Annotated in this window: 29 protein-coding genes; 28 read left to right on the top strand and 1 reads right to left on the bottom strand. The window is 65.7% G+C overall.

Translation table 11 applies throughout. The annotated features are described in order from the left end of the window. Positions 1-2: 2 nt before the first annotated feature. Positions 3-536 carry a transcription termination/antitermination protein NusG gene (nusG, locus tag ACWH43_RS10080; RefSeq protein WP_158445918.1) on the top strand — a complete coding sequence of 178 codons (534 nt, stop codon included), beginning with the start codon at positions 3-5 and terminating at the stop codon, positions 534-536. Between the two features lie 13 nt (positions 537-549). Here the strand turns inward: nusG and ACWH43_RS10085 are convergent, their stop codons facing one another. Further along, the gene (locus tag ACWH43_RS10085; RefSeq protein ID WP_158445919.1) at positions 550-1,494 is read right to left on the bottom strand and encodes a hypothetical protein; all 945 of its coding nucleotides are present in this window, start codon (positions 1,492-1,494) and stop codon (positions 550-552) included. A gap of 290 nt (positions 1,495-1,784) precedes the next feature. Between ACWH43_RS10085 and rplK the strand changes: the two genes are divergently transcribed. The 27 genes from rplK to rplF all read left to right on the top strand — a co-directional run bounded on the left by rplK (position 1,785) and on the right by rplF (position 25,869). After that, on the top strand, positions 1,785-2,216 hold the full coding sequence (rplK, locus tag ACWH43_RS10090; protein WP_055729730.1) for a 50S ribosomal protein L11: 432 nt from the start codon (positions 1,785-1,787) through the stop codon (positions 2,214-2,216). A gap of 13 nt (positions 2,217-2,229) precedes the next feature. After that, positions 2,230-2,928, top strand: a complete 699-nt coding sequence (gene rplA, locus ACWH43_RS10095; protein WP_448153452.1) for a 50S ribosomal protein L1 — start codon at positions 2,230-2,232, stop codon at positions 2,926-2,928. Positions 2,929-3,428: 500 nt separating this feature from the next. After that, on the top strand, positions 3,429-3,944 hold the full coding sequence (gene rplJ / locus ACWH43_RS10100; protein ID WP_158445921.1) for a 50S ribosomal protein L10: 516 nt from the start codon (positions 3,429-3,431) through the stop codon (positions 3,942-3,944). Between the two features lie 48 nt (positions 3,945-3,992). After that, positions 3,993-4,379, top strand: a complete 387-nt coding sequence (rplL, locus tag ACWH43_RS10105) for a 50S ribosomal protein L7/L12 (protein ID WP_158445922.1) — start codon at positions 3,993-3,995, stop codon at positions 4,377-4,379. Positions 4,380-4,630: 251 nt separating this feature from the next. Then, positions 4,631-8,752 carry a DNA-directed RNA polymerase subunit beta gene (gene rpoB / locus ACWH43_RS10110; protein WP_158445923.1) on the top strand — a complete coding sequence of 1,374 codons (4,122 nt, stop codon included), beginning with the start codon at positions 4,631-4,633 and terminating at the stop codon, positions 8,750-8,752. Between the two features lie 134 nt (positions 8,753-8,886). Further along, positions 8,887-13,071, top strand: a complete 4,185-nt coding sequence (gene rpoC, locus ACWH43_RS10115) for a DNA-directed RNA polymerase subunit beta' (RefSeq protein ID WP_158445924.1) — start codon at positions 8,887-8,889, stop codon at positions 13,069-13,071. Positions 13,072-13,502: 431 nt separating this feature from the next. Next, the gene (gene rpsL / locus ACWH43_RS10120; RefSeq protein WP_158445925.1) at positions 13,503-13,874 is read left to right on the top strand and encodes a 30S ribosomal protein S12; all 372 of its coding nucleotides are present in this window, start codon (positions 13,503-13,505) and stop codon (positions 13,872-13,874) included. 73 nt (positions 13,875-13,947) lie between these two features. Next, the gene (rpsG, locus tag ACWH43_RS10125) at positions 13,948-14,418 is read left to right on the top strand and encodes a 30S ribosomal protein S7 (protein WP_089175040.1); all 471 of its coding nucleotides are present in this window, start codon (positions 13,948-13,950) and stop codon (positions 14,416-14,418) included. Between the two features lie 33 nt (positions 14,419-14,451). Then, positions 14,452-16,527: an elongation factor G gene (gene fusA / locus ACWH43_RS10130; RefSeq protein ID WP_158445926.1), complete on the top strand. Its 2,076-nt coding sequence runs from the start codon at positions 14,452-14,454 to the stop codon at positions 16,525-16,527. A 44-nt stretch (positions 16,528-16,571) separates the two neighbouring features. Continuing rightward, positions 16,572-17,762, top strand: a complete 1,191-nt coding sequence (tuf, locus tag ACWH43_RS10135; protein WP_158446298.1) for an elongation factor Tu — start codon at positions 16,572-16,574, stop codon at positions 17,760-17,762. A 67-nt stretch (positions 17,763-17,829) separates the two neighbouring features. After that, positions 17,830-18,138: a 30S ribosomal protein S10 gene (gene rpsJ / locus ACWH43_RS10140; RefSeq protein ID WP_038365384.1), complete on the top strand. Its 309-nt coding sequence runs from the start codon at positions 17,830-17,832 to the stop codon at positions 18,136-18,138. A gap of 124 nt (positions 18,139-18,262) precedes the next feature. Further along, a complete protein-coding gene (gene rplC / locus ACWH43_RS10145) occupies positions 18,263-18,988 on the top strand; it encodes a 50S ribosomal protein L3 (protein WP_158443410.1) in 726 nt (241 codons plus the stop codon). Next, entirely contained in the window at positions 18,988-19,608 is a 621-nt protein-coding gene (gene rplD / locus ACWH43_RS10150) for a 50S ribosomal protein L4 (protein WP_158443409.1), read from the top strand. The genes rplC and rplD overlap by 1 nt, the downstream gene beginning before the upstream one ends. After that, the gene (locus ACWH43_RS10155; protein WP_158443408.1) at positions 19,605-19,916 is read left to right on the top strand and encodes a 50S ribosomal protein L23; all 312 of its coding nucleotides are present in this window, start codon (positions 19,605-19,607) and stop codon (positions 19,914-19,916) included. The genes rplD and ACWH43_RS10155 overlap by 4 nt, the downstream gene beginning before the upstream one ends. Before the next feature lie 10 nt (positions 19,917-19,926). Beyond that, positions 19,927-20,769 carry a 50S ribosomal protein L2 gene (rplB, locus tag ACWH43_RS10160; RefSeq protein ID WP_158443407.1) on the top strand — a complete coding sequence of 281 codons (843 nt, stop codon included), beginning with the start codon at positions 19,927-19,929 and terminating at the stop codon, positions 20,767-20,769. Between the two features lie 8 nt (positions 20,770-20,777). Then, positions 20,778-21,056, top strand: a complete 279-nt coding sequence (gene rpsS, locus ACWH43_RS10165) for a 30S ribosomal protein S19 (RefSeq protein WP_055730182.1) — start codon at positions 20,778-20,780, stop codon at positions 21,054-21,056. A 3-nt stretch (positions 21,057-21,059) separates the two neighbouring features. Continuing rightward, on the top strand, positions 21,060-21,443 hold the full coding sequence (gene rplV / locus ACWH43_RS10170) for a 50S ribosomal protein L22 (RefSeq protein ID WP_158443406.1): 384 nt from the start codon (positions 21,060-21,062) through the stop codon (positions 21,441-21,443). Between the two features lie 10 nt (positions 21,444-21,453). Continuing rightward, the gene (gene rpsC / locus ACWH43_RS10175) at positions 21,454-22,185 is read left to right on the top strand and encodes a 30S ribosomal protein S3 (RefSeq protein ID WP_448153453.1); all 732 of its coding nucleotides are present in this window, start codon (positions 21,454-21,456) and stop codon (positions 22,183-22,185) included. An 18-nt stretch (positions 22,186-22,203) separates the two neighbouring features. After that, the gene (gene rplP / locus ACWH43_RS10180; RefSeq protein WP_076439184.1) at positions 22,204-22,617 is read left to right on the top strand and encodes a 50S ribosomal protein L16; all 414 of its coding nucleotides are present in this window, start codon (positions 22,204-22,206) and stop codon (positions 22,615-22,617) included. Between the two features lie 11 nt (positions 22,618-22,628). After that, the gene (gene rpmC, locus ACWH43_RS10185) at positions 22,629-22,841 is read left to right on the top strand and encodes a 50S ribosomal protein L29 (RefSeq protein WP_158443403.1); all 213 of its coding nucleotides are present in this window, start codon (positions 22,629-22,631) and stop codon (positions 22,839-22,841) included. Between the two features lie 10 nt (positions 22,842-22,851). After that, positions 22,852-23,094, top strand: a complete 243-nt coding sequence (gene rpsQ, locus ACWH43_RS10190; RefSeq protein WP_055730186.1) for a 30S ribosomal protein S17 — start codon at positions 22,852-22,854, stop codon at positions 23,092-23,094. 207 nt (positions 23,095-23,301) lie between these two features. Continuing rightward, positions 23,302-23,670: a 50S ribosomal protein L14 gene (rplN, locus tag ACWH43_RS10195; RefSeq protein WP_089175051.1), complete on the top strand. Its 369-nt coding sequence runs from the start codon at positions 23,302-23,304 to the stop codon at positions 23,668-23,670. Next, positions 23,670-23,987 (top strand): 50S ribosomal protein L24, encoded by a 318-nt coding sequence (gene rplX / locus ACWH43_RS10200; protein ID WP_112581127.1) that lies wholly within the window; start codon positions 23,670-23,672, stop codon positions 23,985-23,987. Before rplN ends, rplX begins: the two co-directional genes overlap by 1 nt. Beyond that, a complete protein-coding gene (rplE, locus tag ACWH43_RS10205) occupies positions 23,980-24,546 on the top strand; it encodes a 50S ribosomal protein L5 (RefSeq protein WP_158443402.1) in 567 nt (188 codons plus the stop codon). The genes rplX and rplE overlap by 8 nt, the downstream gene beginning before the upstream one ends. 35 nt (positions 24,547-24,581) lie before the next feature. Next, positions 24,582-24,887, top strand: coding sequence for a 30S ribosomal protein S14 (rpsN, locus tag ACWH43_RS10210; RefSeq protein WP_158443401.1), 306 nt, complete (start codon positions 24,582-24,584; stop codon positions 24,885-24,887). Between the two features lie 14 nt (positions 24,888-24,901). Further along, entirely contained in the window at positions 24,902-25,300 is a 399-nt protein-coding gene (gene rpsH, locus ACWH43_RS10215) for a 30S ribosomal protein S8 (RefSeq protein WP_158443400.1), read from the top strand. A 35-nt stretch (positions 25,301-25,335) separates the two neighbouring features. Beyond that, positions 25,336-25,869 (top strand): 50S ribosomal protein L6, encoded by a 534-nt coding sequence (gene rplF / locus ACWH43_RS10220; RefSeq protein WP_158443399.1) that lies wholly within the window; start codon positions 25,336-25,338, stop codon positions 25,867-25,869. The last annotated feature ends 7 nt before the right edge of the window (positions 25,870-25,876 follow it).

Raw genomic sequence — 25,876 nt, forward strand, 5'->3', positions numbered from 1 at the left:
ACGTGAGCACCCGCTGGTACATCGTCCACGCCTATTCCAACTTCGAGAACAAGGTCGCGCAATCGATCCGCGACCAGGCGCAGCAGCGCAATCTCGCCGACAAGTTCGAAGAGGTGCTGGTCCCGACCGAGAAGGTCGTCGAGGTCCGCCGCGGCCGCAAGGTCGACACCGAGCGCAAGTTCTTCCCCGGCTACGTGCTGGTGAAGTGCGAGATGACCGACGAGGTCTACCACCTCATCAAGAACACGCCGAAGGTCACCGGCTTCCTCGGGGCCGACAAGGCCAAGCCGATGCCGATCCCCGAGCATGAGGCGATGCGGATCAAGGGCCAGGTCGCCGAGGGCATCGAGCGGCCGAAGCCGACGGTGGTCTTCGAGGTCGGCGAGCAGGTCAAGGTGGCGGACGGCCCCTTCGCCTCGTTCAACGGCGTCGTCGAGGACGTCGACCATGCCCGCGCCCGCCTCAAGGTCGCGGTCTCGATCTTCGGCCGCGCCACGCCGGTCGAGCTCGAATACAGCCAGGTCGAGAAGATCTGAGCGCTCGCGCGCTTCAGGCTTTCTCCCAGAGGTTGAAGATGAGGGCCCCGTTCGCGCGCTCCCAGTTGAGCGCGGGGAACAGGTCGCAGCTTTCGATGACGTCCGTCGCCGCGTCGAGGATCTCCTGCTCGCGGCAACGCACCGAGTCGAGCAGCGGCTGCACCATCCGGTCATTGTCGCGCAGGGCGGCGAAGGCGAAGCCGCTGCGTCCGAGCCAGTCGATGCGGTCGAGATAAGGCAGGTCGTCGCAACCTTCGCGATTCGTCAGGCGCGGCAGCGCCAGACCGGTTGGCCAGCGTTCCGCGAGTGCAGCGCGCAAGGCTCGCGCGAGCTGCTGTGCGCGGGAATCGTCGGCCTGCGGCGGGATTTTTTCGATGCTGCCGAGATAACCGATGATCCGCACGCGCGGATGATAGGGATCGGCGAGCCGGGTCTCCGTCAGCATCGCGCCCCTGGTCGTCGTCACGACGATCAGGCTGATGTCTTCCGCGATGCTGGCGAAAGGCGCGGTCTCGGCCGCGAAGGTTCCGTTCCAGAGCTCCTCGTTGGATTGCGGCGCCGAACGATAGGCCGCCGGTGCCCGTGGATCCGGACAGGATTCGGCGATGTCGCCACGCTCGTTCATCGGCCCGCGCCGGATCAGGATCTGGTTGACGGCGAGCGGATGGGATTCCGCGCGCCAGAGCATCAGCTTCAGCGCGACGGCCGGCTGCTCGACCTTGGCCAGCACGAGGCGGGTCGCGGTGTTGTTCCACGAGGCGAGGGGGCCGGCATCGGCGCGGCAGACGGCGGATATGCGGCTGCGCAGATCCTGATACCAGGCCTCGATCGCCGTGTTGCCGGCGTCGCCTAGCGGCTCTCTCCGGGGATGACAGAGAAAAAGCTCGAGGCCGTCGAGCGGGTCCATGCGGGCGAAGAGCGGATGGTCGGCCCCTTCTCGGGGAAGCGTCGGGATCATGGGCAGGCCGGGATTCGTCAGGATCGGGAGCGGAGGGGGCACAGGAGCGGCGGGCCGTGGCAGCGAAACGCACGGGTTTTGGGACAGGCTGGCTTCGTGAATCCTCTTTCCATTCGGCGCGCGATATGCCATAGGCGGCGCCTCAACCGCGTGGGAGGCGTGCCGGTCGCCAGCCGGATCATAGGCGCCGCACCACGCACTGCAACCACCCCGGCCCCGGCGGAGAACGTCGGCAGGCAGGGGCGTCGTCGTTCCGAAAGGCAGCGGAGCGGACGGCAGGAGCAGCCATCATGGCGAAGAAGATCACGGGCTACGTGAAGCTTCAGGTTCCGGCGGGCGCGGCCAATCCGTCGCCGCCGATCGGTCCCGCGCTCGGTCAGCGCGGCCTCAACATCATGGAATTCTGCAAGGCCTTCAACGCGAAGACCCAGCAGATGGAAAAGGGCATGCCGATCCCGGTGATCATCACCGCGTATCAGGATCGCTCCTTCACCTTCGAGATGAAGCAGCCGCCGGTCTCGTACTTCCTCAAGAAGGCGGCCGGTCTGACCTCGGGCTCCAAGACCCCGGGCCGCGGCGGCGCCGCCGGCAAGGTCACCGCTGCGCAGATCAACGAGATCGCCGAGAAGAAGATGGCGGATCTCAACTGCGACACCGTCGAAGCGGCTGCGGCCATGATCCGTGGTTCGGCCCGCTCGATGGGCCTGGACGTCGCGGGCTGAGGGGAGGCTGACAATGGCACATGTCGGAAAGCGCGTCGTCAAGGGCCGTGAGGGCATTGACCGCACCAAGCTGTATCCGCTCGAGCAGGCCGTCTCGCTCATCAAGGAGCGCGCCAACGCCAAGTTCGACGAGACCGTCGAGATCGCGATGAATCTCGGCGTCGATCCCCGCCACGCCGACCAGATGGTCCGAGGCGTCTGCAACCTGCCGAACGGCTCGGGCCGCACGCTGCGCGTCGGCGTCTTCGCCCGCGGCGCCAAGGCCGAGGAGGCCAAGGCCGCCGGTGCCAACGTCGTCGGCGCCGAGGAACTGGTCGAGGCGGTCCAGAAGGGCGAGATCAACTTCGACCGCTGCATCGCGACCCCGGACATGATGGGTCTGGTCGGCCGCCTCGGCAAGGTGCTCGGCCCGCGCGGCCTGATGCCGAACCCGCGCGTCGGCACCGTCACCATGGACGTGACCGCCGCCGTCGCCGCCTCGAAGGGCGGCTCGGTCGAGTTCCGCGTCGAGAAGGCCGGCATCGTCCACGCCGCGGTCGGCAAGGCCTCGTTCTCGGCCGAGAAGCTCGAGGAGAACATCAAGGCCTTCGTCGACTCCGTCTCGAAGGCCAAGCCGGCGGGTGCGAAGGGCACCTATATCCAGCGCGTCGCGATCTCCTCGACGATGGGGCCCGGCATCAAGGTCGAGCCGAACACCGTCCTCGGCGCCTGATCCCCGGCTGCGGTCGCTGGCCGCACCCGCTCTTGAACATCGGATGTCAAGAGCCTACTTGGCAGAAGCAGGCGAAAGCGCTATGACGCTCGCCTGTTTCCATAAGTGACGGGGCTCCGGCGCGTTCGGCGCGCAGGGGTCCGTTTCGCGTTTTTCAGCGGGTTTCCGCTGAAGAATGGGTGGTTGGGGCTCGGGAGAGCGATCTCCGGGGCCGGAATCATCCAGTCCTGTCTGAGACTGCAGGTGCTCCGGAGCTTCGGTTCCGGGCATAATTTCGCCAAGAGGCCTGCATAGACGGTGCAAGAGCTTAATCCCGGATCGCGAGATCCGGAAAGAGGTTCGAACCATCTCGCCCGGTCGCGGCCCTTAACGGTCCGGGAGCGGGGACAGGGCACCAAGCGTCGCTTCGCGGGGCGCCGGTGTCAACCGGGGTTCCAGGAAGCGACACGTGCAACCGGCGGCGAGCCTTAAAAAGCCTGCCGCCTACCGGAGAGAGCCCAGTGGATAAAGCGGCAAAGAAAGATGCCGTCGCGTCGCTGAACGATGTGTTTGCGAACACGTCGGTCGTCGTCGTGGCCCACTATGCGGGCTTGACCGTGGCCCAGTTCCAGAAGCTTCGTCGCGAGATGAAGGCGAATGGCGCCACCGTCAAAGTCGCAAAGAACCGCTTGGCCAAGATCGCTCTTGAAGGCACCGACGTCGCGTCCATCAGCAAGCTGCTGACGGGTCCCACCCTGATCGCCTATTCCAGCGATCCGGTCGCGGCGCCGAAGGTCGCCACCGCTTTCGCCAAGGACAATGACAAGCTCGTCATCCTCGGCGGCGCGATGGGCAAGACCGCCCTGAACCCCGACGGCGTCAAGGCCCTGGCCACGATGCCCTCGCTCGACGAACTGCGCGCCAAGCTCATCGGCCTCATCCAGGCCCCGGCTACCAAGCTCGCGCAGCTCACGAACGCGCCCGCCGGCAAGCTGGCTCGCGTGGTTCAGGCCTATGCCGACAAGAATGCGGCCTGACAGCCAGCACACCCTTATCGTTCGAACCTCTAAGACAGGAAGTTAACCATGGCCGATCTCGCCAAGCTCGTCGACGAGCTGTCGTCGCTCACCGTTCTCGAGGCCGCTGACCTCGCCAAGATGCTCGAAGAGAAGTGGGGCGTCTCCGCCGCCGCCGCCGTCGCCGTTGCGGCCGGCCCGGCTGCCGGTGGCGCTGCCGCCGGCGCCGCCGCCGCCGAGGAGCAGTCCGAGTTCACCGTCGTCCTGGCCTCGGCCGGCGACAAGAAGATCGAGGTGATCAAGGAAGTCCGCGCCATCACCGGCCTCGGCCTCAAGGAAGCCAAGGACCTGGTCGAGGGCGCTCCGAAGCCGGTCAAGGAAGCCGTCGCCAAGGACGAGGCCGAGAAGCTCAAGAAGCAGCTCGAGGCCGTCGGCGCCAAGGTCGAGCTCAAGTGAGCCAGGGCCGGCTGATGCCGGTCCGACCGTAGTCAAGAGCGACAGTCCCGGGGCGGCTACGCCTCCGGGGCTGTTGCGTCGTTTCCGCGCCGGTGCGCGGGAGTTGTTGCTGAGGTCCGCCGCAACCTGGCGGCGTGGCTTCGATCGAAATGCAGGTCGGCGCGATGCGGCGCCGAACGGCTCACCCGGCGGCCTCAGGCTGTCGCCGCGGACCACCGGGTGAGCCGTCCGAAGAGATTGCGAGGAACAACATGGTCAATTCGCTCCAGGGTCGCAGGCGCGTCCGCAAGTTCTTCGGCAAACTCAAGGAAGTGGCGGAGATGCCGAACCTCATCGAGGTTCAGAAGGCGTCCTACGACCAGTTCCTGATGGTCGACGAACCCAAGGGTGGCCGGCCCGACGAGGGTCTTCAGTCCGTCTTCAAGTCGGTCTTCCCGATCGGCGATTTCTCCGGCGCCTCGCTGCTGGAGTTCGTGAAATACACCTTCGAGCCGCCGAAATACGACGTCGACGAGTGCCGCCAGCGCGGCATGACCTTCTCGGCGCCGCTCAAGGTGACCCTGCGCCTGATCGTGTTCGATATCGACCCGGACACCCAGGCGAAGTCGGTCAAGGACATCAAGGAGCAGGACGTCTACATGGGCGACATGCCGCTCATGACCGACAACGGCACCTTCATCGTCAACGGCACCGAGCGCGTCATCGTCTCGCAGATGCATCGCTCGCCGGGCGTGTTCTTCGACCACGACAAGGGCAAGACCCATTCCTCGGGCAAGCTGCTCTTCGCCGCGCGCATCATCCCCTATCGCGGCTCCTGGCTCGACATCGAGTTCGACGCCAAGGACATCGTCTATGCCCGCATCGACCGGAAGCGCAAGATCCCGGTGACGTCGCTGCTGTTCGCGCTCGGCATGGACGGCGAGGAGATCCTCAGCCGCTTCTACAACACCATCACCTATACCAAGGACGCCAAGGGCTGGCGCGTTCCCTACGACGCGGAGCGCATGAAGGGCTTCAAGGCGACCGAGGACCTGATCGACGCCGATACCGGCGAGGTCGTGGTCGAGGCCGGCAAGAAGCTCGTCGCCCGCACCGCCCGCCAGCTCGCCGAGAAGGGCCTGAAGTTCCTGCGCGCGCAGGACGAGGACCTGTACACCCAGTACATCGCCGAGGACCTGGTCAACCCGGCGACGGGCGAGGTCTATGCCGAGGCCGGCGAGGAGATCACCGAGAAGCTGCTGAAGCAGCTCGTCGACGACGGCTTCGACGAGATTCCGGTGCTCGACATCGACCACATCACGGTCGGCCCCTATATCCGCAACACGCTCAATGTCGACAAGAACTCGCGCCGCGAGGAAGCCCTGTTCGACATCTACCGCGTGATGCGCCCGGGCGAGCCGCCGACCCTCGAGACGGCCGAGAACATGTTCCAGTCGCTGTTCTTCGATCCGGAGCGCTACGACCTCTCGGCCGTCGGCCGCGTCAAGATGAACATGCGCCTCGACCTCGACGCCGAGGACACCGTGCGCATCCTGCGCAAGGAGGACATCTTCGCGGTCGTCAAGGCGCTGGTCGACCTGCGCGACGGCAAGGGCGAGATCGACGACATCGACCATCTCGGCAACCGCCGCGTGCGCTCGGTCGGCGAGCTGATGGAGAACCAGTACCGCCTTGGCCTGCTGCGCATGGAGCGCGCCATCAAGGAGCGCATGTCCTCGGTCGACATCGACACGGTGATGCCGCAGGACCTGATCAACGCCAAGCCGGCGGCCGCCGCCGTGCGCGAGTTCTTCGGCTCCTCGCAGCTCTCGCAGTTCATGGACCAGACGAACCCGCTCTCGGAAGTCACGCATAAGCGTCGTCTTTCGGCGCTCGGCCCGGGTGGCCTGACCCGCGAGCGCGCCGGCTTCGAGGTGCGCGACGTGCACCCGACCCATTACGGCCGCATCTGCCCGATCGAGACGCCGGAAGGCCCGAATATCGGCCTGATCAACTCGCTCGCCACCTTCGCGCGGGTGAACAAATACGGCTTCATCGAGAGCCCCTATCGCCGCATCCGCGACGGCAAGGTCACGGACGAGGTGATCTATCTCTCGGCGATGGAGGAGGCGAAGTACAACGTCGCCCAGGCGAACGCCGCCGTCGACAAGGACGGCCGCCTGACGGACGACCTCGTCGTCTGCCGCCGCGCCGGTGAGGTCGTGGTCACGCCGGTCGACAAGGTCGATTTTCAGGACGTGTCGCCGAAGCAGCTCGTCTCGGTCGCCGCGGCGCTGATCCCGTTCCTCGAGAACGACGACGCCAACCGCGCGCTGATGGGCTCGAACATGCAGCGCCAGGCGGTGCCGCTGGTTCGCGCCGATGCGCCCTTCGTCGGCACCGGCATGGAAGCGGTCGTCGCCCGCGACTCGGGCGCCGCGATCGCGGCCCGCCGCGCCGGCGTCGTCGACCAGGTCGACGCGACCCGTATCGTCATCCGCGCCTCGGGCGAGACCGACCCGACCAAGCCGGGCGTCGACATCTACCGGCTGCAGAAGTTCCAGCGCTCCAACCAGTCGACCTGCATCACGCAGCGCCCGCTGGTGCGCGTCGGCGACGTCGTCAAGAAGGGCGACATCGTCGCGGACGGCCCGTCGACCGAGTTCGGCGAGCTCGCGCTCGGCCGCAACGTGCTCGTCGCGTTCATGCCGTGGAACGGCTACAACTTCGAGGATTCGATCCTTCTCTCCGAGAAGATCGTCTCCGAGGACGTCTTCACCTCGATCCATATCGAGGAGTTCGAGGTCATGGCCCGCGACACCAAGCTCGGGCCCGAGGAGATCACGCGCGACATTCCGAACGTCTCGGAAGAGGCGCTGAAGAATCTCGACGAAGCCGGCATCGTCTATATCGGCGCGGAAGTGGCGGCGGGCGACATCCTCGTCGGCAAGATCACGCCGAAGGGCGAGAGCCCGATGACCCCGGAAGAGAAGCTCTTGCGCGCCATCTTCGGCGAGAAGGCTTCGGACGTGCGCGACACCTCGCTGCGCGTTCCGCCCGGCGTGCAGGGCACGATCGTCGAGGTCCGCGTGTTCAACCGCCACGGCGTCGACAAGGACGAGCGCGCCCAGGCGATCGAGCGCGAGGAGATCGAGCGTCTCGCCAAGGACCGCGACGACGAGCAGGCGATCCTCGACCGCAACACCTTCGCGCGCCTGGCCGAGATCCTGACCGGCAAGACCGGCCTCGCCGGCCCGAAGGGCTTCAAGAAGGACACGGTCATCACCCGCGAGGTGATGAGCGAGTTCCCGCGCTCGCAATGGTGGCTGTTCGCCACCGCCGAAGACTCGCTGATGACCGAGATCGAGGCGATGCGGAAGCAGTACGACGAGTCGAAGAAGCGCCTCGAGCAGCGCTTCCTCGACAAGGTCGAGAAGCTGCAGCGCGGCGACGAGCTGCCTCCGGGCGTGATGAAGATGGTCAAGGTCTTCGTCGCGGTGAAGCGCAAGATCCAGCCCGGCGACAAGATGGCCGGCCGCCACGGCAACAAGGGCGTGGTCTCGCGCATCGTGCCGGTGGAGGACATGCCGTTCCTCGAGGACGGCACCCATGCCGACATCGTGCTCAACCCGCTCGGCGTGCCTTCGCGCATGAATGTCGGCCAGATCCTGGAGACCCATCTGGGCTGGGCGGCCGCCGGACTCGGCAAGCAGATCGGCGCGGCGCTCGACGCCTACAAGAAGACGAACGACTTCAAGGCGCTGAAGGCCTCCTTCGATGCCGTCTACGAGGACAACGAGATCATCGCCTCGATGGACGAGAACGAGCTCGTCGAGATGGGCCAGAACCTGCGCCGCGGCGTTCCCGTCGCGACGCCGGTGTTCAACGGCGCCAAGGAGGCCGATATCGAGCGGCTCCTGGAGCAGGCCGGCCTGCATTCCTCGGGTCAGTCGACGCTCTATGACGGGCGCACCGGCGAGCCCTTCGACCGCAAGGTGACGATGGGCTACATCTACATGCTCAAGCTGCACCACCTGGTCGACGACAAGATCCACGCCCGTTCGATCGGTCCGTACTCGCTCGTCACCCAGCAGCCGCTGGGCGGCAAGGCGCAGTTCGGCGGCCAGCGCTTCGGCGAGATGGAGGTCTGGGCGCTCGAAGCCTATGGCGCCGCCTACACCCTGCAGGAGATGCTGACGGTGAAGTCGGACGACGTCGCGGGCCGCACCAAGGTTTACGAGTCGATCGTGCGCGGCGAGGACAACTTCGAAGCGGGTATCCCGGAGAGCTTCAACGTGCTCGTCAAGGAGATGCGCTCGCTCGGCCTCAATGTCGAGCTCGTCAACAACAAGGTGAAGCCGGGCGAGTTGCCGCCGGCCGAAGCCGCCGAATGAGGCAGTAGGCAATCGGCAGTCGGCAATCGGGAGATTTGAACCCGACTGCCGACTGCCTACTCCCGACTGCCAATTGAAGATTGATGCCGGGCAGGGCGGTTCCGTCGAACCCCGCCGGCGAGAGGAGACAGGCGATGAAGCAAGAGGTCATGAACCTTTTCGGCCAGCAGCCGGTCCAGCAGGCCTTCGACGCGATCAAGATCTCGATCGCGAGCCCGGAGAAGATCCTGTCCTGGTCCTATGGCGAGATCAAAAAGCCGGAGACCATCAACTACCGCACCTTCAAGCCGGAGCGTGACGGCCTGTTCTGCGCCCGCATCTTCGGGCCGATCAAGGACTACGAGTGCCTGTGCGGCAAGTACAAGCGCATGAAGTTCAAGGGCGTCATCTGCGAGAAGTGCGGCGTCGAGGTCACGCTCGCCCGCGTCCGGCGCGAGCGCATGGGCCATATCGAGCTCGCCGCCCCGGTCGCGCATATCTGGTTCCTGAAGTCGCTGCCCTCGCGCATCGGCCTCTTGATGGATATGCCGCTCAAGGACCTGGAGCGCATCCTCTATTTCGAAAGCTATGTCGTCATCGAGCCGGGCCTGACCCCGCTCAAGGACCGTCAGCTCCTCTCGGAGGAGGAGTATGTCCGGGCTCAGGAGGAGTACGGCGCGGACACCTTCACCGCCATGATCGGCGCGGAAGCCATCCGCGAGATGCTGCGCGCGCTCGACCTCGACCAGATCGCGGCCGATCTCAAGCATGAGATCGCGACGACGACGTCGGAGCTGAAGCCGAAGAAGCTGATGAAGCGCCTCAAGATCATCGAGGCCTTCCAGCAGTCGGGCAACAAGCCGGAATGGATGGTGATGACCGTGATCCCGGTCATCCCGCCGGATCTGCGCCCGCTCGTGCCGCTCGACGGCGGCCGCTTCGCGACCTCGGACCTGAACGACCTCTATCGCCGCGTCATCAACCGCAACAACCGCCTGAAGCGGCTGATCGAGCTGCGCGCGCCGGACATCATCATCCGCAACGAGAAGCGGATGCTGCAGGAATCGGTCGATGCGCTGTTCGACAACGGCCGGCGCGGCCGCGTCATCACCGGCGCCAACAAGCGCCCGCTGAAGTCGCTCGCCGACATGCTGAAGGGCAAGCAGGGCCGCTTCCGCCAGAACCTGCTCGGCAAGCGCGTCGACTATTCCGGCCGCTCGGTCATCGTCGTCGGCCCGGAGATGAAGCTGCACCAGTGCGGCCTGCCGAAGAAGATGGCGCTGGAGCTGTTCAAGCCGTTCATCTATGCGCGCCTCGACGCCAAGGGCTACTCGACCACGGTCAAGCAGGCCAAGAAGCTGGTCGAGAAGGAGAAGCCCGAGGTCTGGGATATCCTGGACGAGGTCATCCGCGAGCATCCGGTGATGCTGAACCGCGCGCCGACGCTGCACCGCCTCGGCATCCAGGCGTTCGAGCCCGTGCTGATCGAGGGCAAGGCGATCCAGCTCCATCCGCTGGTCTGCGCCGCCTTCAACGCCGATTTCGACGGCGACCAGATGGCGGTGCACGTCCCGCTGTCGCTGGAAGCGCAGCTCGAGGCGCGCGTGCTGATGATGTCGACCAACAACATCCTGCACCCGGCGAACGGCCAGCCGATCATCGTGCCGTCGCAGGACATCGTGCTCGGCCTCTACTACCTCTCGATCGTCTCGGACGGCGAGCCCGGCCAGGGCAAGATCTTCGGCGATTTCGGCGAGCTCGAATACGCGCTGCACGAGAAGGTCGTGACGCTGCATTCGAAGATCAAATACCGCTGGACCGGCGTCGGCCATGACGGCAAGCCGTATACGAAGATCTACGACACCACGCCGGGCCGCGTGATCCTCTCGACCGCGCTGCCGGAGCATCCGGCGGTGTCCTTCGACGTCGTCAACAAGCTGATGACCAAGAAGGAGATCTCCGGAATGATCGACGCCGTCTATCGCGGCTGCGGTCAGAAGGAGTCGGTGATCTTCTGCGACCGCGTCATGGGGCTCGGCTTCAAGCACGCCTTCAAGGCCGGCATCTCCTTCGGCAAGGACGACATGGTCGTGCCGGAGAACAAGTGGCAGATCGTCGACACCACCCGCGCGCTCGCCAAGGATTACGAGCAGCAGTACCAGGACGGCCTGATCACCCAGGGCGAGAAGTACAACAAGGTCGTCGACGCCTGGGCGAAGTGCTCCGACAAGCTCGCCCAGGAGATGATGGCCCGCATCTCGACCGTCCAGAAGGACGAGACCGGCCGCGACAAGCAGATCAACTCGATCTACATGATGTCGCACTCCGGGGCGCGCGGTTCGCCGGCGCAGATGCGCCAGCTCGCCGCCATGCGCGGGCTCATGGCCAAGCCCTCGGGCGAGATCATTGAATCGCCCATCATCTCGAACTTCAAGGAAGGCCTCGACGTTCTCGAGTACTTCAACTCGACCCACGGCGCCCGCAAGGGCCTCGCCGACACGGCGCTGAAGACGGCCAACTCCGGCTATCTCACCCGCCGCCTCGTCGACGTGGCGCAGGACGCGATCATCTCCGAGACGGATTGCGGCTCGGACAACGGCATCAAGATGCGCGCCATCGTCGATGCCGGCCAGGTCGTGGCCTCGCTCGGCGTGCGCATCCTGGGCCGCTCGGCGGCCGAGGACGTCACCGACATCGACGGCAACGTCCTGGTGGCGAAGGGCACGATGATCGAGGAGAGCCATATCGAGAAGATCAACGCCGCCGGCGTCCAGGAGGTGAAGATCCGCTCGGTTCTCACCTGCGAGACCAGGAACGGCGTCTGCGCCACCTGCTACGGGCGCGACCTCGCCCGCGGCACGCCCGTCAATATGGGCGAGGCCGTCGGCGTCATCGCGGCGCAGTCGATCGGCGAGCCGGGCACGCAGCTCACCATGCGCACCTTCCACATCGGCGGCGCGGCCACCATCGCCGACCAGTCCTTCGTCGAGTCGAACTTCGAAGGCACGGTCAAGATGCGCAACCGCAACGTCGCGCGGAACTCGGACGGCGACCTGATCGCCATGGCGCGCAACATCGCCATCGTGATCGTCGGGCCGGACGGCGCCGAGCGCGCGGTCCATCGCGTCCAGTTCGGCTCGAAGCTGCGCGTCGACGAGGGCGACAAGGTCAAGCGCGGCCAGCGCCTGATCGAGTGGGATCCCTATTCCCGCCCGATCCTGGCGGAGGTCGACGGCAAGGTCGGCTACGAGGACCTCGTGGACGGCATGTCGATGACCGAGACGACCGACGAGGCGACCGGCATCTCCAAGCGCGTCGTCATCGACTGGCGCGGCTCGGCCCGTACGGCCGACCTCAAGCCGGCGATCACGATCATGGGCGCGGACGGCAAGGTGGCGAAGCTCGCCCGCGGCGGCGACGCCCGCTACATCCTGCCGGTCGACGGCATCATCTCGGTCGAGCCGGGCTCGACCGTGAAGGCCGGCGACGTGCTCGCCCGCGTCTCGACCGACTCGGCCAAGACCCGCGACATCACCGGCGGTCTGCCGCGCGTCGCGGAGCTGTTCGAGGCGCGTCGTCCGAAGGATGCGGCGATCATCGCCGAGAAGGCCGGCGTCATCGGCTTCGGGAAGGACTACAAGAACAAGCGCCGCGTGACGCTCACGCCGCACGATGGTTCGGACGTGGTCGAGTACCTGATCCCGAAGGGCAAGCACATCCATCTCCAGGACGGCGACGTGGTGGAGGTCGGCGACTACATCCTCGACGGCAACCCGGCCCCGCACGACATCCTGGCGATCAAGGGCGTCGAGGAGCTGGCGGCTTATCTGGTGAACGAGATCCAGGAGGTCTACCGCCTCCAGGGCGTCGGCATCAACGACAAGCACATCGAGGTCATCGTCCGGCAGATGCTGCAGAAGGTCGAGATCACGGATGGCGGCGACACCGACATCCTGACCGGCGACCAGGTCGATCGCGTCGAGCTCGAGGAGATCAACGCGAAGATGCGCGAGGAGGGCAAGAAGCCGGCTTCCGGCGTGCCGGTCCTGCTCGGCATCACCAAGGCCTCGCTGCAGACCCGCTCCTTCATCTCGGCGGCGTCCTTCCAGGAGACCACCCGCGTCCTCACCGAGGCGGCGGTCAACGGCAAGTCGGACCTGCTCGAGGGCCTCAAGGAGAACGTCATCGTCGGCTCGCTCATCCCGGCCGGCACCGGCGCCCAGGTCGCCCGCATCAAGCAGGTGGCGACGCGCCGCGACGACCTCATCGTCGGCCAGAAGGCGGATGCGGCGGCGAAGGCCGCGGCCGAAGCCGCCGCGGTGCTGCCCGCCGCCGAGTGAGGCGGGGCGCAGCGCGCGCAACGATCGGAAAGGCCGCCCCCGCCGGGCGGCCTTTTTCTTTCGCGGAAGGGCAGGGGCCGGCGCAACCGGCCGAAACCCCGCAAAACCCGCCGTTTTCAGCGGTTTCGGGCTTGACGCGAATCTCCGCTTGAGTCATAAGCGCGCCACTGTCGACGGCTGTCGGACACGTTTGTCGCTTGCGCATGGTTCGCGAGCGAGGTTCGCGACCGAAACTCCGTCGGAATTCCAGCGTCGAACGACGACATGGCAGGATGCATGAATGCGGAAAATTTTCCGTGTTCCTCTGCTGGCGAACGCGCCTGAGGCCCCTGAAAGGGCGCCGATGGCGCGGCTTCGTTTATGCCACGCCTTCGCGCGGCCTGGGAGATTGACCAGGAATTTCCAAACGCTCAGTGGGGCGAGAGGCCAGAATGCCGACAATCAGCCAGCTCATCCGCAAGCCGCGGTCGCCCGTGAAGGTGCGCAACAGTGCTCCGGCGCTCGAGTCGTGCCCGCAGAAGCGCGGCGTCTGCACGCGCGTCTACACGACGACCCCGAAGAAGCCGAACTCGGCGCTCCGCAAGGTTGCCAAGGTTCGCCTGACCAACGGCTTCGAGGTGATCGGCTACATTCCGGGCGAGGGCCACAACCTTCAGGAGCACTCTGTGGTGATGGTCCGCGGCGGCCGCGTCAAGGACCTTCCCGGCGTGCGCTACCACATCCTGCGCGGCGTGCTCGACACGCAGGGCGTCAAGAACCGCAAGCAGCGCCGTTCGAAGTACGGCGCCAAGCGTCCGAAGTAATTTTCTGCCAGACCGGCGGGGCCTTCCGGCCCGGGCCGGTCCGCAGCGTTCCAGATTGACCGGAGACTAGACGATGTCCCGCCGCCACAGTGCCGAAAAGCGCGAAGTTATCCCGGACCCGAAGTTCGGCGATATCGTCGTGACCAAGTTCATGAACTCGGTCATGTACGAAGGCAAGAAGTCGACCGCCGAGCGGATCGTCTACGGTGCCTTCGACATCATCGAGGCCAAGACCAAGAGCGAGCCGCTCGGCGTCTTCAAGTCGGCGCTCGAGAACGTCGCTCCGGCGATCGAGGTCCGCTCCCGCCGCGTCGGTGGCGCGACCTATCAGGTTCCCGTCGAGGTCCGCACCGAGCGCCGCCAGGCGCTGGCGATCCGCTGGCTGATCGCCGCCGCGCGCGGCCGCAACGACAAGACCATGGTGGAGCGCCTGTCGGCCGAGCTGATGGATGCCGCCAACAACCGCGGCAACGCCGTCAAGAAGCGCGAAGACACGCACCGGATGGCGGAAGCCAACCGCGCCTTCTCGCATTACCGCTGGTAAGCGGCACGGTTTCCCGAGACACAGAGCACGACAATGGCCCGTTCCCATCCCATCGAGCGCTATCGCAACTTCGGCATCATGGCCCACATCGATGCGGGCAAGACGACGACGACCGAGCGCATCCTGTTCTACACCGGCAAGAACCACCGCCTGGGCGAGACCCATGACGGCTCGGCCACGATGGACTGGATGGCGCAGGAGCAGGAGCGCGGCATCACCATCACCTCCGCGGCGACGACCTGCTTCTGGCGCGACAACCGCCTGAACATCATCGACACCCCCGGCCACGTTGACTTCACCATCGAGGTCGAGCGTTCGCTGCGCGTGCTCGACGGCGCCGTCTGCGTGCTCGACGGCAACCAGGGCGTCGAGCCCCAGACCGAGACCGTCTGGCGCCAGGCCGACAAGTACGACGTCCCGCGCGTCGTCTTCGTCAACAAGATGGACAAGATCGGCGCCGACTTCTTCCGCTGCGTCCAGGACATCATCGACCGCGTCGCCGGCAAGCCGGTCTGCCTGCAGATCCCGATCGGGGCCGAGTCCGATTTCGCCGGCGTGGTCGACCTGATCAAGATGAAGGCGATCGTCTGGAACGGCGAGGCGCTGGGCGCGTCCTATGAAGAGCAGGACATCCCGGCCGATCTCGCCGACAAGGCCGCCGAGTACCGCAACAAGCTCGTCGAGGCCGCCGTCGAGATGGACGACGCCGCGATGGAGGCCTATCTTGAGGGCACCGAGCCGGATGTCGACACGCTGCGCCGGCTGATCCGCACCGCGGTCCAGCGCCGCGCCTTCCACCCGGTTCTGTGCGGCTCGGCCTTCAAGAACAAGGGCGTGCAGCCGCTGCTCGACGCCGTCGTCGACTTCCTGCCCTCGCCGGTTGATCGCGGCGCGGTCGAAGGCATCGACTTCAAGACGGAAGAGCCGACGACGCGCAAGCCGAGCGACGACGAACCCTTCTCCATGCTCGCCTTCAAGATCATGGACGACCCCTTCGTCGGCACCATCACCTTCTGCCGCATCTATTCGGGCAAGGTCGAGGCGGGCCAGAGCGTCATCAACTCGACCCGCGACAAGAAGGAGCGTGTCGGCCGCATGCTGCTGATGCATGCGAACAACCGCGAGGACATCAAGGAGGCCTTCGCCGGCGACATCGTCGCGCTCGCCGGCCTCAAGGACGTCCGCACCGGCGATACGCTCTGCGACACGGCCCAGCCGGTCATCCTGGAGCGCATGGAGTTCCCCGAGCCGGTGATCACGATCGCGATCGAGCCGAAGTCCAAGGCCGACCAGGAGAAGCTCGGCCTCGCGCTGTCGAAGCTCGCGAACGAGGATCCGTCCTTCCGCGTCTCGACCGACCAGGAGAGCGGCCAGACCATCCTGAAGGGCATGGGCGAGCTGCATCTCGACATCAAGGTCGACATCCTGAAGCGCACCTACAAGGTCGACGCCAATATCGGCGCGCCGCAGGTCGCCTATCGCGAGACGATGACCAAGAAGACCGAGGTCGACTACACCCACAAGAAGCAGACCGGCGGCACCGGCCAGTTCGCCCGCGTCAAGCTGGTGGTCATGCCGAACGAGGCCGGCAAGGGCTTCGAGTTCGAGTCGAAGATCGTCGGCGGCGCGGTGCCGAAGGAGTACATCCCCGGCGTCGAGAAGGGCCTGCAGTCGGTGATCGGCTCGGGCGTGCTCGCCGGCTTCCCGGTCGTCGACATCAAGGTCGAGCTGATCGACGGCGCCTTCCACGAGGTCGACTCCTCGGCGCTTGCCTTCGAAATCGCCTCGCGCGCCGCTCTGCGCGAAGCGCTGCAGAAGGGCGGCTCGGTGCTGCTGGAGCCGGTCATGAAGGTCGAGGTCGTGACCCCGGAGGACTATACCGGCTCGGTCATCGGCGACCTGAACTCGCGTCGCGGCCAGATCCAGGGCCAGGACATGCGCGGCAACGCCGTCGTGATCAACGCGATGGTCCCGCTGGCGAACATGTTCGGCTATGTGAACCAGCTTCGCTCGTTCAGCCAAGGCCGCGCGAACTACACGATGCAGTTCGACCACTATGAGCAGGTTCCGTCGGCGGTCGCCGCCGAGGTCCAGGCCAAGTACGCCTGACCGGAACCTTCGACTGAACACTGAGAGATTGGACGGAGGCTACGATGGCCAAAGAGAAGTTTTCGCGGACGAAGCCGCACTGCAACATTGGAACGATTGGTCACGTTGACCATGGCAAGACGTCTTTGACGGCTGCGATCACGAAGGTTCTGGCGGAGGCTGGCGGGGCGTCGTTCACGGCGTATGACCAGATCGACAAGGCTCCTGAGGAGAAGGCGCGCGGGATCACGATCTCGACGTCGCATGTCGAGTACGAGACGCCGAACCGTCACTATGCGCATGTCGACTGCCCCGGGCACGCCGACTATGTGAAGAACATGATCACGGGCGCGGCGCAGATGGACGGGGCGATCCTGGTTGTTTCGGCGGCTGACGGCCCGATGCCGCAGACGCGCGAGCACATCCTGCTGGCGCGGCAGGTCGGCGTTCCGGCGCTGGTGGTGTTCATGAACAAGGTCGACCTGGTCGACGACGCGGAGCTGCTCGAGCTGGTCGAGATGGAGATCCGCGAGCTTCTGTCGAAATACGACTTCCCCGGCGACGACATCCCGATCACCAAGGGCTCGGCGAAGGCCGCGCTGGACGGCGTGACGCCGGAGATCGGGCACGACGCGGTGATCGCGCTGATGAAGACGGTCGACGAGTACATCCCGCAGCCGGAGCGTCCGGTGGACCAGCCGTTCCTGATGCCGGTCGAGGACGTGTTCTCGATCTCGGGGCGCGGCACGGTGGTGACGGGCCGCGTCGAGCGCGGGATCGTGAAGGTCGGCGAGGAAATCGAGATCGTCGGGCTGAAGGACACGGTGAAGACGACGGTGACGGGCGTCGAGATGTTCCGCAAGCTGCTGGACCAGGGCCAGGCGGGCGACAACATCGGGGCGCTGCTGCGCGGCACGAAGCGCGAGGACGTCGAGCGCGGCCAGGTGCTGTGCAAGCCGGGCTCGGTGAAGCCGCATACCAAGTTCACGGCCGAGGCCTATATCCTGACCAAGGAAGAGGGCGGTCGCCACACGCCGTTCTTCACCAACTACCGCCCGCAGTTCTACTTCCGCACGACGGATGTGACCGGCGTGGTGACGCTGCCGGAAGGCACGGAGATGGTGATGCCGGGCGACAACATCTCGATGGAGGTGACGCTGATCGCCCCGATCGCGATGGAGGAGAAGCTGCGCTTCGCCATCCGCGAAGGCGGACGCACCGTTGGCGCCGGCGTCGTCGCTTCGATCATCGCGTAACGCGTTTTCGTGAGGGGCGAGGGCCCTTCGGGGCCTTCGCCTCTTCACGTCACGGAGAACAAAGACCATGAACGGTCAGAACATTCGGATCCGCCTCAAGGCGTTCGATCACCGTGTCCTCGACGCGTCGACCCGCGAGATCGTGTCGACCGCGAAGCGGACGGGTGCCCAGGTCCGCGGCCCGATCCCGCTGCCGACGCTCATCGAGAAGTTCACGGTCAACCGCTCGCCCCATATCGACAAGAAGTCGCGCGAGCAGTTCGAGATGCGGACCCACAAGCGGGTTCTCGACATCGTCGACCCGACCCCCCAGACGGTCGACGCCCTCATGAAGCTCGATCTCGCCGCCGGCGTCGACGTCGAGATCAAGCTCTAAGTCGGAGATGGTGTGAACGACGAACCGGCCTCCGCTTCGTCAGACCGTCTTCGGATCCGATTTAACGGGTCCTCTGTTTCCGGCGACCCCGGATGGACATGACCCCAAGGGAAGGTATGCACCGATGCGTTCCGGTGTGATTGCACAGAAAGTCGGGATGACCCGCATCTTCACGGATGCCGGCGAGCACATTCCGGTCACCGTGCTGAAGCTCGACAACTGCCAGGTCGTCGCGCATCGCACGAAGGAGAAGAACGGCTATCTGGCCGTGCAGCTGGGCTCCGGCACGGCGAAGGTGAAGAACGTCTCGAAGGCGGAGCGCGGTCATTTCGCGGTCGCCAAGGTCGAGCCGAAGCGCAAGATGGTCGAGTTCCGCGTCTCCGACGACGCGCTGATCCCCGTCGGCGCCGAGCTGACCGCGGACCACTTCGTCGTCGGCCAGTTCGTCGACGTCTCCGGCGTCACCACCGGCAAGGGCTTCGCCGGCGGCATGAAGCGCTGGAACTTCGGCGGCCTGCGCGCCACGCACGGCGTGTCGATCTCGCATCGTTCGATCGGTTCGACCGGCGGCCGTCAGGATCCGGGCAAGACCTTCAAGAACAAGAAGATGCCGGGCCATCTCGGTGCGGAGCGCGTGACCACGCAGAACCTGCGCGTCGTCCAGACGGATGCCGAGCGCGGCCTGATCCTCGTCGAGGGCGCCGTTCCCGGCGTCGCCGGCGGCTGGATCCATGTCCGTGACGCCGTCAAGCGCGCCCTGCCGAAGGACGCGCCGCTGCCGGGCAAGTTCAAGGTTGCCGGCGAGGCAAAGGCAGAGGCTCCTGCGGCCCAGGCTGAGGAGAACGCGTGATGAAACTCGATATCACCACTCTCGAGGGCAAGTCGGCCGGTTCGGTCGAGCTGTCGGAGACCGTGTTCGGCCTCGAGCCGCGCGCCGACCTGCTCGCCCGCATGGTGCGCTACCAGCTCGCCAAGCGCCGCGCCGGGACCCACAAGTCCAAGGGCCGCTCGGAAGTCGACCGCACCCGCAAGAAGATCTACAAGCAGAAGGGCACCGGCGGCGCTCGCCACGGCGCGGCTTCGGCTCCGCAGTTCCGCGGCGGCGGCAAGGCTTTCGGCCCGGTCGTGCGCGACCATGCCCATGAGCTGCCCAAGAAGGTCCGCGCCCTGGCGCTGCGCCACGCGCTCTCGGCCAAGGCCAAGGACGCCGGCATCATCGTGATCGACGACGCCAAGCTCGCCGAGCCGAAGACCAAGGTGCTGCTCGGCCATTTCGGCAAGCTCGACCTGTCGAGCGCGCTGATCGTCGGCGGCGCCGAGATCGATGCGAATTTCGGCCTGGCCGCCCGTTCGATCCCGAATGTCGACGTGCTGCCGGTTCAGGGCATCAACGTCTATGACATCCTGCGTCGCGACAAGCTCGTCCTGACGCGCGCGGCTGTCGATGCGCTGGAGGCGCGCTTCAAATGAGCCAGACCGCGAAGAATCTGGACCCGCGCCACTACGATGTGATCGTGGCGCCGGTCATCACCGAGAAGGCGACCATGCTCTCCGAGCACAACAAGGTCGTGTTCAAGGTTGCCAAGACCGCGACCAAGCCGCAGATCAAGGCGGCGGTCGAGAAGCTGTTCGACGTCAAGGTGAAGAGCGTCAACACGCTCGTCACCGAAGGCAAGGTCAAGGTCTTCCGGGGCCGGCTCGGCCAGCGCTCGGACGTCAAGAAAGCGGTCGTGACCCTCGAAGAGGGCCATTCGATCGACGTGACCACGGGCCTGTGAGGGAAGCACAATGGCTTTGAAGCATTTCAAGCCGATCACGCCGAGCCTTCGCCAGCTCGTGATCGTCGACCGCAGCGAGCTCTACAAGGGCAAGCCGGTCAAGGCTCTGACCGAGGGCAAGAGCTCCTCGGGCGGCCGCAACAACCTGGGCCGCATCACCGTCCGCTTCCGCGGCGGTGGCCACAAGCGCACGCTGCGCCTGATCGACTTCAAGCGTCGCGGCAAGGCGGGCGTCCCGGCGACCGTCGAGCGGATCGAGTACGATCCGAACCGCTCCGCCTTCATCGCCCTGATCACCTATCAGGACGGCGAGCAGTCCTACATCCTGGCGCCGCAGCGCCTGGCTGTCGGCGACAGCGTGATCGCGGGCGACAATGTCGACGTGAAGCCCGGCAACGCGGCCCCGATGGGCTCGCTGCCGATCGGCACGATCGTCCACAACCTGGAGCTCAAGATCGGCAAGGGCGGCGCGCTGGCGCGGTCCGCGGGCAACTACGCCCAGATCGTCGGCCGCGACCAGGGCTACGTCATCGTCCGCCTGAACTCGGGCGAGCAGCGCCTGATCTCGGGCCTGTGCTACGCCACGGTCGGCGCCGTCTCGAACCCGGATCACATGAACCGGAACGACGGCAAGGCCGGTCGCTCGCGCTGGCTCGGCCGCCGTCCGCATAACCGCGGCGTCTCGATGAACCCGGTCGACCATCCGCATGGCGGTGGTGAAGGCCGCACCTCCGGCGGCCGTCATCCGGTCACGCCGTGGGGTCTGCCGACCAAGGGCAAGAAGACCCGCTCGAACAAGCGGACCGATACGTTCATCGTGTCGAGCCGTCACGCCCGCAAGAAGAAGAACTGAGGTCCGTCATGGCGCGTTCGCTTTGGAAAGGTCCGTTCGTCGACGGATACCTCCTGAAGAAGGCCGAGGTCGCCAGGACCTCGGGCCGCAATGAAGTCATCAAGATCTGGAGCCGCCGCTCCACGATCCTGCCGCAGTTCGTCGGTCTGACGTTCGGCGTCTACAACGGCCAGAAGCATGTGCCGGTGTCCGTGTCCGAGGAGATGGTGGGCCACAAGTTCGGCGAGTTCTCGCCGACGCGCACCTTCCACGGCCACGCCGCCGACAAGAAGGCGAAGAGGAAGTAAGCCATGGGTAAAGCATCCGCCCCCCGTGCGCTGCCTGAGAACGAAGCGGTTGCGGTCGCCCGCAACCTGCGCGTCTCGCCGCAGAAGCTGAACCTCGTCGCTCAGCTCATCCGCGGCAAGAAGGTCGCGACGGCGCTCGCCGATCTCGAGTTCTCCCGCAAGCGCATCGCGATCGACGTCCGCAAGTGCCTGCAGAGCGCGATCGCCAACGCCGAGAACAACCACGATCTCGACGTCGACGACCTCGTCGTGTCGCAGGCCTTCGTCGGCAAGGCGCTCGTCATGAAGCGCTTCCATGCCCGGGCCCGCGGCCGTGGCGCCCGTATCATGAAGCCGTTCTCGAACATCACGATCGTGGTGCGCGAGCAGGCTGCCGCGCAGGCCTGAGGAGAGAACGATGGGTCAGAAAATCAATCCGATCGGCCTGCGCCTCGGCATCAACCGGACCTGGGACTCGCGTTGGTTCGCCAACAAGGGCGAGTACGGCAAGCTGCTGCATGAGGACATGGCGATCCGCGCCGCCCTGATGAAGCTGCTGAAGCAGGCCGCCGTCTCGAAGATCATCATCGAGCGTCCGCATAAGAAGTGCCGCGTCACCATCTACTCGGCTCGTCCGGGCGTGGTGATCGGCAAGAAGGGTGCCGACATCGAGAAGCTCCGCAAGGAGGTCACCAAGCTCACCAAGGCCAACGTGACGATCAACATCGTCGAGGTGCGTAAGCCGGAGATCGACGCGACGCTTGTCGCCGACTCGATCGCCCAGCAGCTCGAGCGCCGCGTCGCCTTCCGTCGCGCCATGAAGCGCGCCGTGCAGTCGGCGATGCGTCTCGGCGCCGAGGGCATCCGCATCAACTGCTCGGGCCGCCTCGGCGGCGCCGAGATCGCCCGTCTCGAATGGTATCGCGAGGGTCGTGTGCCGCTGCACACGCTGCGCGCCAACGTCGACTACGGCGTGGCGACCGCCTTCACGACCTACGGGACGTGCGGCATCAAGGTCTGGATCTTCAAGGGCGAGATCCTGGAACACGACCCGATGGCCCAGGACAAGCGCCTCTCCGACGAGGGCGGCCGTTCCGGCGGCCGCGACCGCGATCACCGCGATCGCGATCGTCGCGAGCAGGCTGCGTAAGGCTGATCGAGAAGAGCCATGCTGCAACCAAAACGCACCAAGTTCCGCAAGCAGTTCAAGGGGCGCATCCACGGCGTCGCCAAGGGCGGCACGGACCTCAACTTCGGCCAGTTCGGCCTGAAGGCCCAGGAGCCCGAGCGCATCACCGCCCGGCAGATCGAGGCGGCCCGCCGCGCCATCACCCGCGCGATGAAGCGCGTCGGCCGCGTCTGGATCCGCGTCTTCCCGGACGTGCCGGTCTCGGCCAAGCCGACCGAAGTCCGCATGGGCAAGGGCAAGGGCTCGCCCGAGTTCTGGGCGGCCAAGGTCAAGCCGGGGCGGATCATGTTCGAGCTCGACGGCGTGTCCGAGGAGATCGCCCGCGAGGCGCTCCGCCTCGGCGCCGCCAAGCTGCCGATCAAGACCCGCTTCATCCAGCGCATCGCCGAGTAAGGGAGGGCGAGATGAAAACCACCAAGCGTCTGTCCGACCTCACCGCGATGAGCACGGACCAGCTCCAGGACGAGCTGCTCAAGCTGAAGAAGGAGCAGTTCAACCTGCGCTTCCAGAAGGCGACCGGGCAGCTCGAGAACACCGCGCGCGTCACCGAGGTGCGCAAGGACATCGCCCGCATCAAGACGCTGCAGCGGTCGAAGACCGTTGCCGCGAGCGCGTGAGGAGAAGAATATGCCTAAGCGCGTACTGCAGGGCGTCGTCGTCAGCGACAAGCAGAACAAAACTGTTGTCGTGAAGGTCGAGCGGCGTTATACGCACCCGCTCCTCAAGAAGACGGTGCGCCGCACGAAGAACTATCACGCCCATGACGAGGCGGGTGCGTTCAAGGTCGGCGACACGGTGTGGATCGAGGAGTCCAAGCCGATTTCCAAGCTGAAAAGCTGGGTTGTGCTCGACGACGCCCCCAAGGCGTGAGTCGAGGACGGCTTCGCCCGGCCCCGAATCAGGGGCAGGGCGGGGCAGGAAAGAAGCCGGACATGTTTCTCCGCAAAGGTGGAAACCACTTTTGCGGATCATGTTTTGTTTGAGGCCAGGGGGCGATCGACCCCCGTCAGTCGTAGTCCCGGCCAGCGCTGAGGCCGCCCGGGAAACCGCCTGATACCATTTGGAAGGATCAAGGCCATGATCCAGGTGCAGACGAATCTCGACGTCGCCGACAACTCCGGCGCGCGTCGTGTGATGTGCATCAAGGTTCTCGGCGGGTCGAAGCGCAAATACGCCGGTGTCGGCGACATCATCGTCGTTTCGATCAAGGAAGCCATCCCGCGCGGCCGCGTGAAGAAGGGCGACGTCATGAAGGCGGTCGTCGTGCGCACCGCCAAGGACGTCAAGCGCCCCGACGGTTCGGTGATCCGCTTCGACCGCAATGCGGCCGTGCTGATCAACAACCAGAAGGAGCCGGTCGGCACCCGTATCTTCGGACCGGTTCCGCGCGAGCTGCGCGCCAAGAACCACATGAAGATCATCTCGCTGGCGCCGGAGGTGCTGTGATGGCTGCGAAGATCAAGAAGGGCGACAAGGTCGTCGTGCTCGCCGGCCGCGACAAGGGCAAGTCGGGCGAAGTCCTCCAGGTCCTGCCGAAGGACGGCCGCGCCGTCGTGCGCGGCGTCAACCTGGTGAAGCGCCACACCAAGCAGTCCCCGCAGTCCGAGGGCGGCATCATCAGCAAGGAAGCGACGATCGACCTGTCGAACATCGCCGTCGCCGATCCGAAGGACGGCAAGGCGACCCGCGTCGGTTTCAAGGTGCTCGATGACGGCCGCAAGGTTCGTTTCGCCAAGCGTTCGGGGGATCTGATCGATGGCTGAGGCTCAGCAGGCGGCGCTCACGCCGCGGATGAAGAAGCATTACGAGGACGTCGTCCGTCCCGCGATGATCAAGGAATTCGGCTACAAGAACGCCATGGAAGTGCCGACGATCGAGAAGATCGTCATCAACATGGGCGTTGGCGAAGGCACGGCCGACCGCAAGAAGGTCGACAACGCCGCGGGCGATCTCGCCCTGATCGCCGGCCAGAAGCCGGTCATCACCAAGTCCCGCCTGGCCATCGCCGGCTTCAAGCTGCGCGAGAACATGCCGGTGGGCTGCAAGGTCACGCTGCGCAAGACGCGGATGTACGAGTTCGTCGACCGGCTCGTCACCATCGCGCTTCCGCGGGTGCGCGACTTCCGGGGCCTGAACCCGAAGTCGTTCGACGGGCGCGGCAATTTCGCGCTCGGGATCAAGGAGCACATCGTGTTCCCCGAGATCAACTATGACAAGGTCGACCAGGTCCTGGGCATGGACGTGATCGTCTGCACGACTGCGAAGTCGGACGACGAGGCGCGCGCTCTGCTCAAGCACTTCAACTTCCCGTTCCGGCAGTGAACTGACCGTTCAAACGCGGAAACCAGGAGAGATCGATGGCTAAGAAAAGCTCCGTCGAGAACAACGAGCGCCGCAGGAAGCTGGTGAAGAAGTTCGCCGGCCGCCGGGCCCGTCTGCTCGCAATCGCCAATGACGAAAACCAGCCGATGGACGAGCGCTTCCTCGCCCGCCTGAAGCTGGCCGAACTGCCGCGCAACTCGGCCAAGAACCGCATCCGCAACCGCTGCGAGGTGACCGGCCGTCCGCGTGCGTTCTACCGCAAGCTGAAGATGTCGCGTGTCGCGCTGCGTGAGCTCGGCAACAAGGGGCTGGTTCCCGGCCTCGTGAAGTCGAGCTGGTAAGGAGGACAGGAACAATGGCAGTCATTGATCCGCTCGGCGATCTGCTGACCCGCATCCGCAACGCGCAGATGCGCCGCAAGTCCCGCGTGTCCACCCCCGGCTCGAAGCTGCGCGCCCGCGTCCTCGACGTGCTCCAGGCCGAGGGCTACATCCGCGGCTACTCGACGACCGAGTTCGGCAACGGCCGGACCGAGTTCGACATCGAGCTGAAGTATCACGAGGGCCAGCCGGTCATCCGGTCGATCTCCCGTGTCTCGAAGCCCGGCCGCCGCGTCTATTCGTCGGTCGAGACCATGCCGCGCGTGGCCGACGGCCTCGGCGTGACGATCGTCTCGACGCCGAAGGGCGTGATGGCCGATCATGTGGCCCGCGAGCAGAACGTGGGCGGCGAAGTGCTCTGCCGGGTCTTCTGACCCGCCAGGCGCCGCTCATCTTCAGGAGAAATCCAATGTCTCGTATCGGTAAGAAGCCGGTTCCGGTTCCCGCGGGCGTCACCGCCTCGGTCACCGGCCAGCTCGTCAAGATCAAGGGCTCCAAGGGCGAGCTCTCCTTCGAAGTGCCCGAGGACGTCTCGGTCGCCATGGAGAACGGCGAGATCGCCGTTCAGCCGCGCTACCAGACCAAGCGCGCCCGCGCGCTCTGGGGCACCTCGCGCGCCCGCATCAACAACCTCGTGGTCGGCACCACCGCCGGCTTCGAGAAGCGCCTCGAGATCAACGGCGTCGGCTATCGCGCCGCCGTTGCCGGAAAGACGCTGAAGCTGTCGCTGGGCTATAGCCACGACATCGACTACGACATCCCGGCCGGCATCTCGATCACGACGCCCAAGCCGACGGAGATCGTCGTCGCCGGCATCGACAAGCAGGTCGTCGGCCAGATCGCGGCCGAGATCCGCGAGTATCGCGGCCCCGAGCCCTATAAGGGCAAGGGCGTCAAATACGCCGGCGAATTCATCTTCCGCAAGGAAGGCAAGAAGAAGTAAGGACGCC

This window comes from Allobosea minatitlanensis (assembly GCF_964020775.1).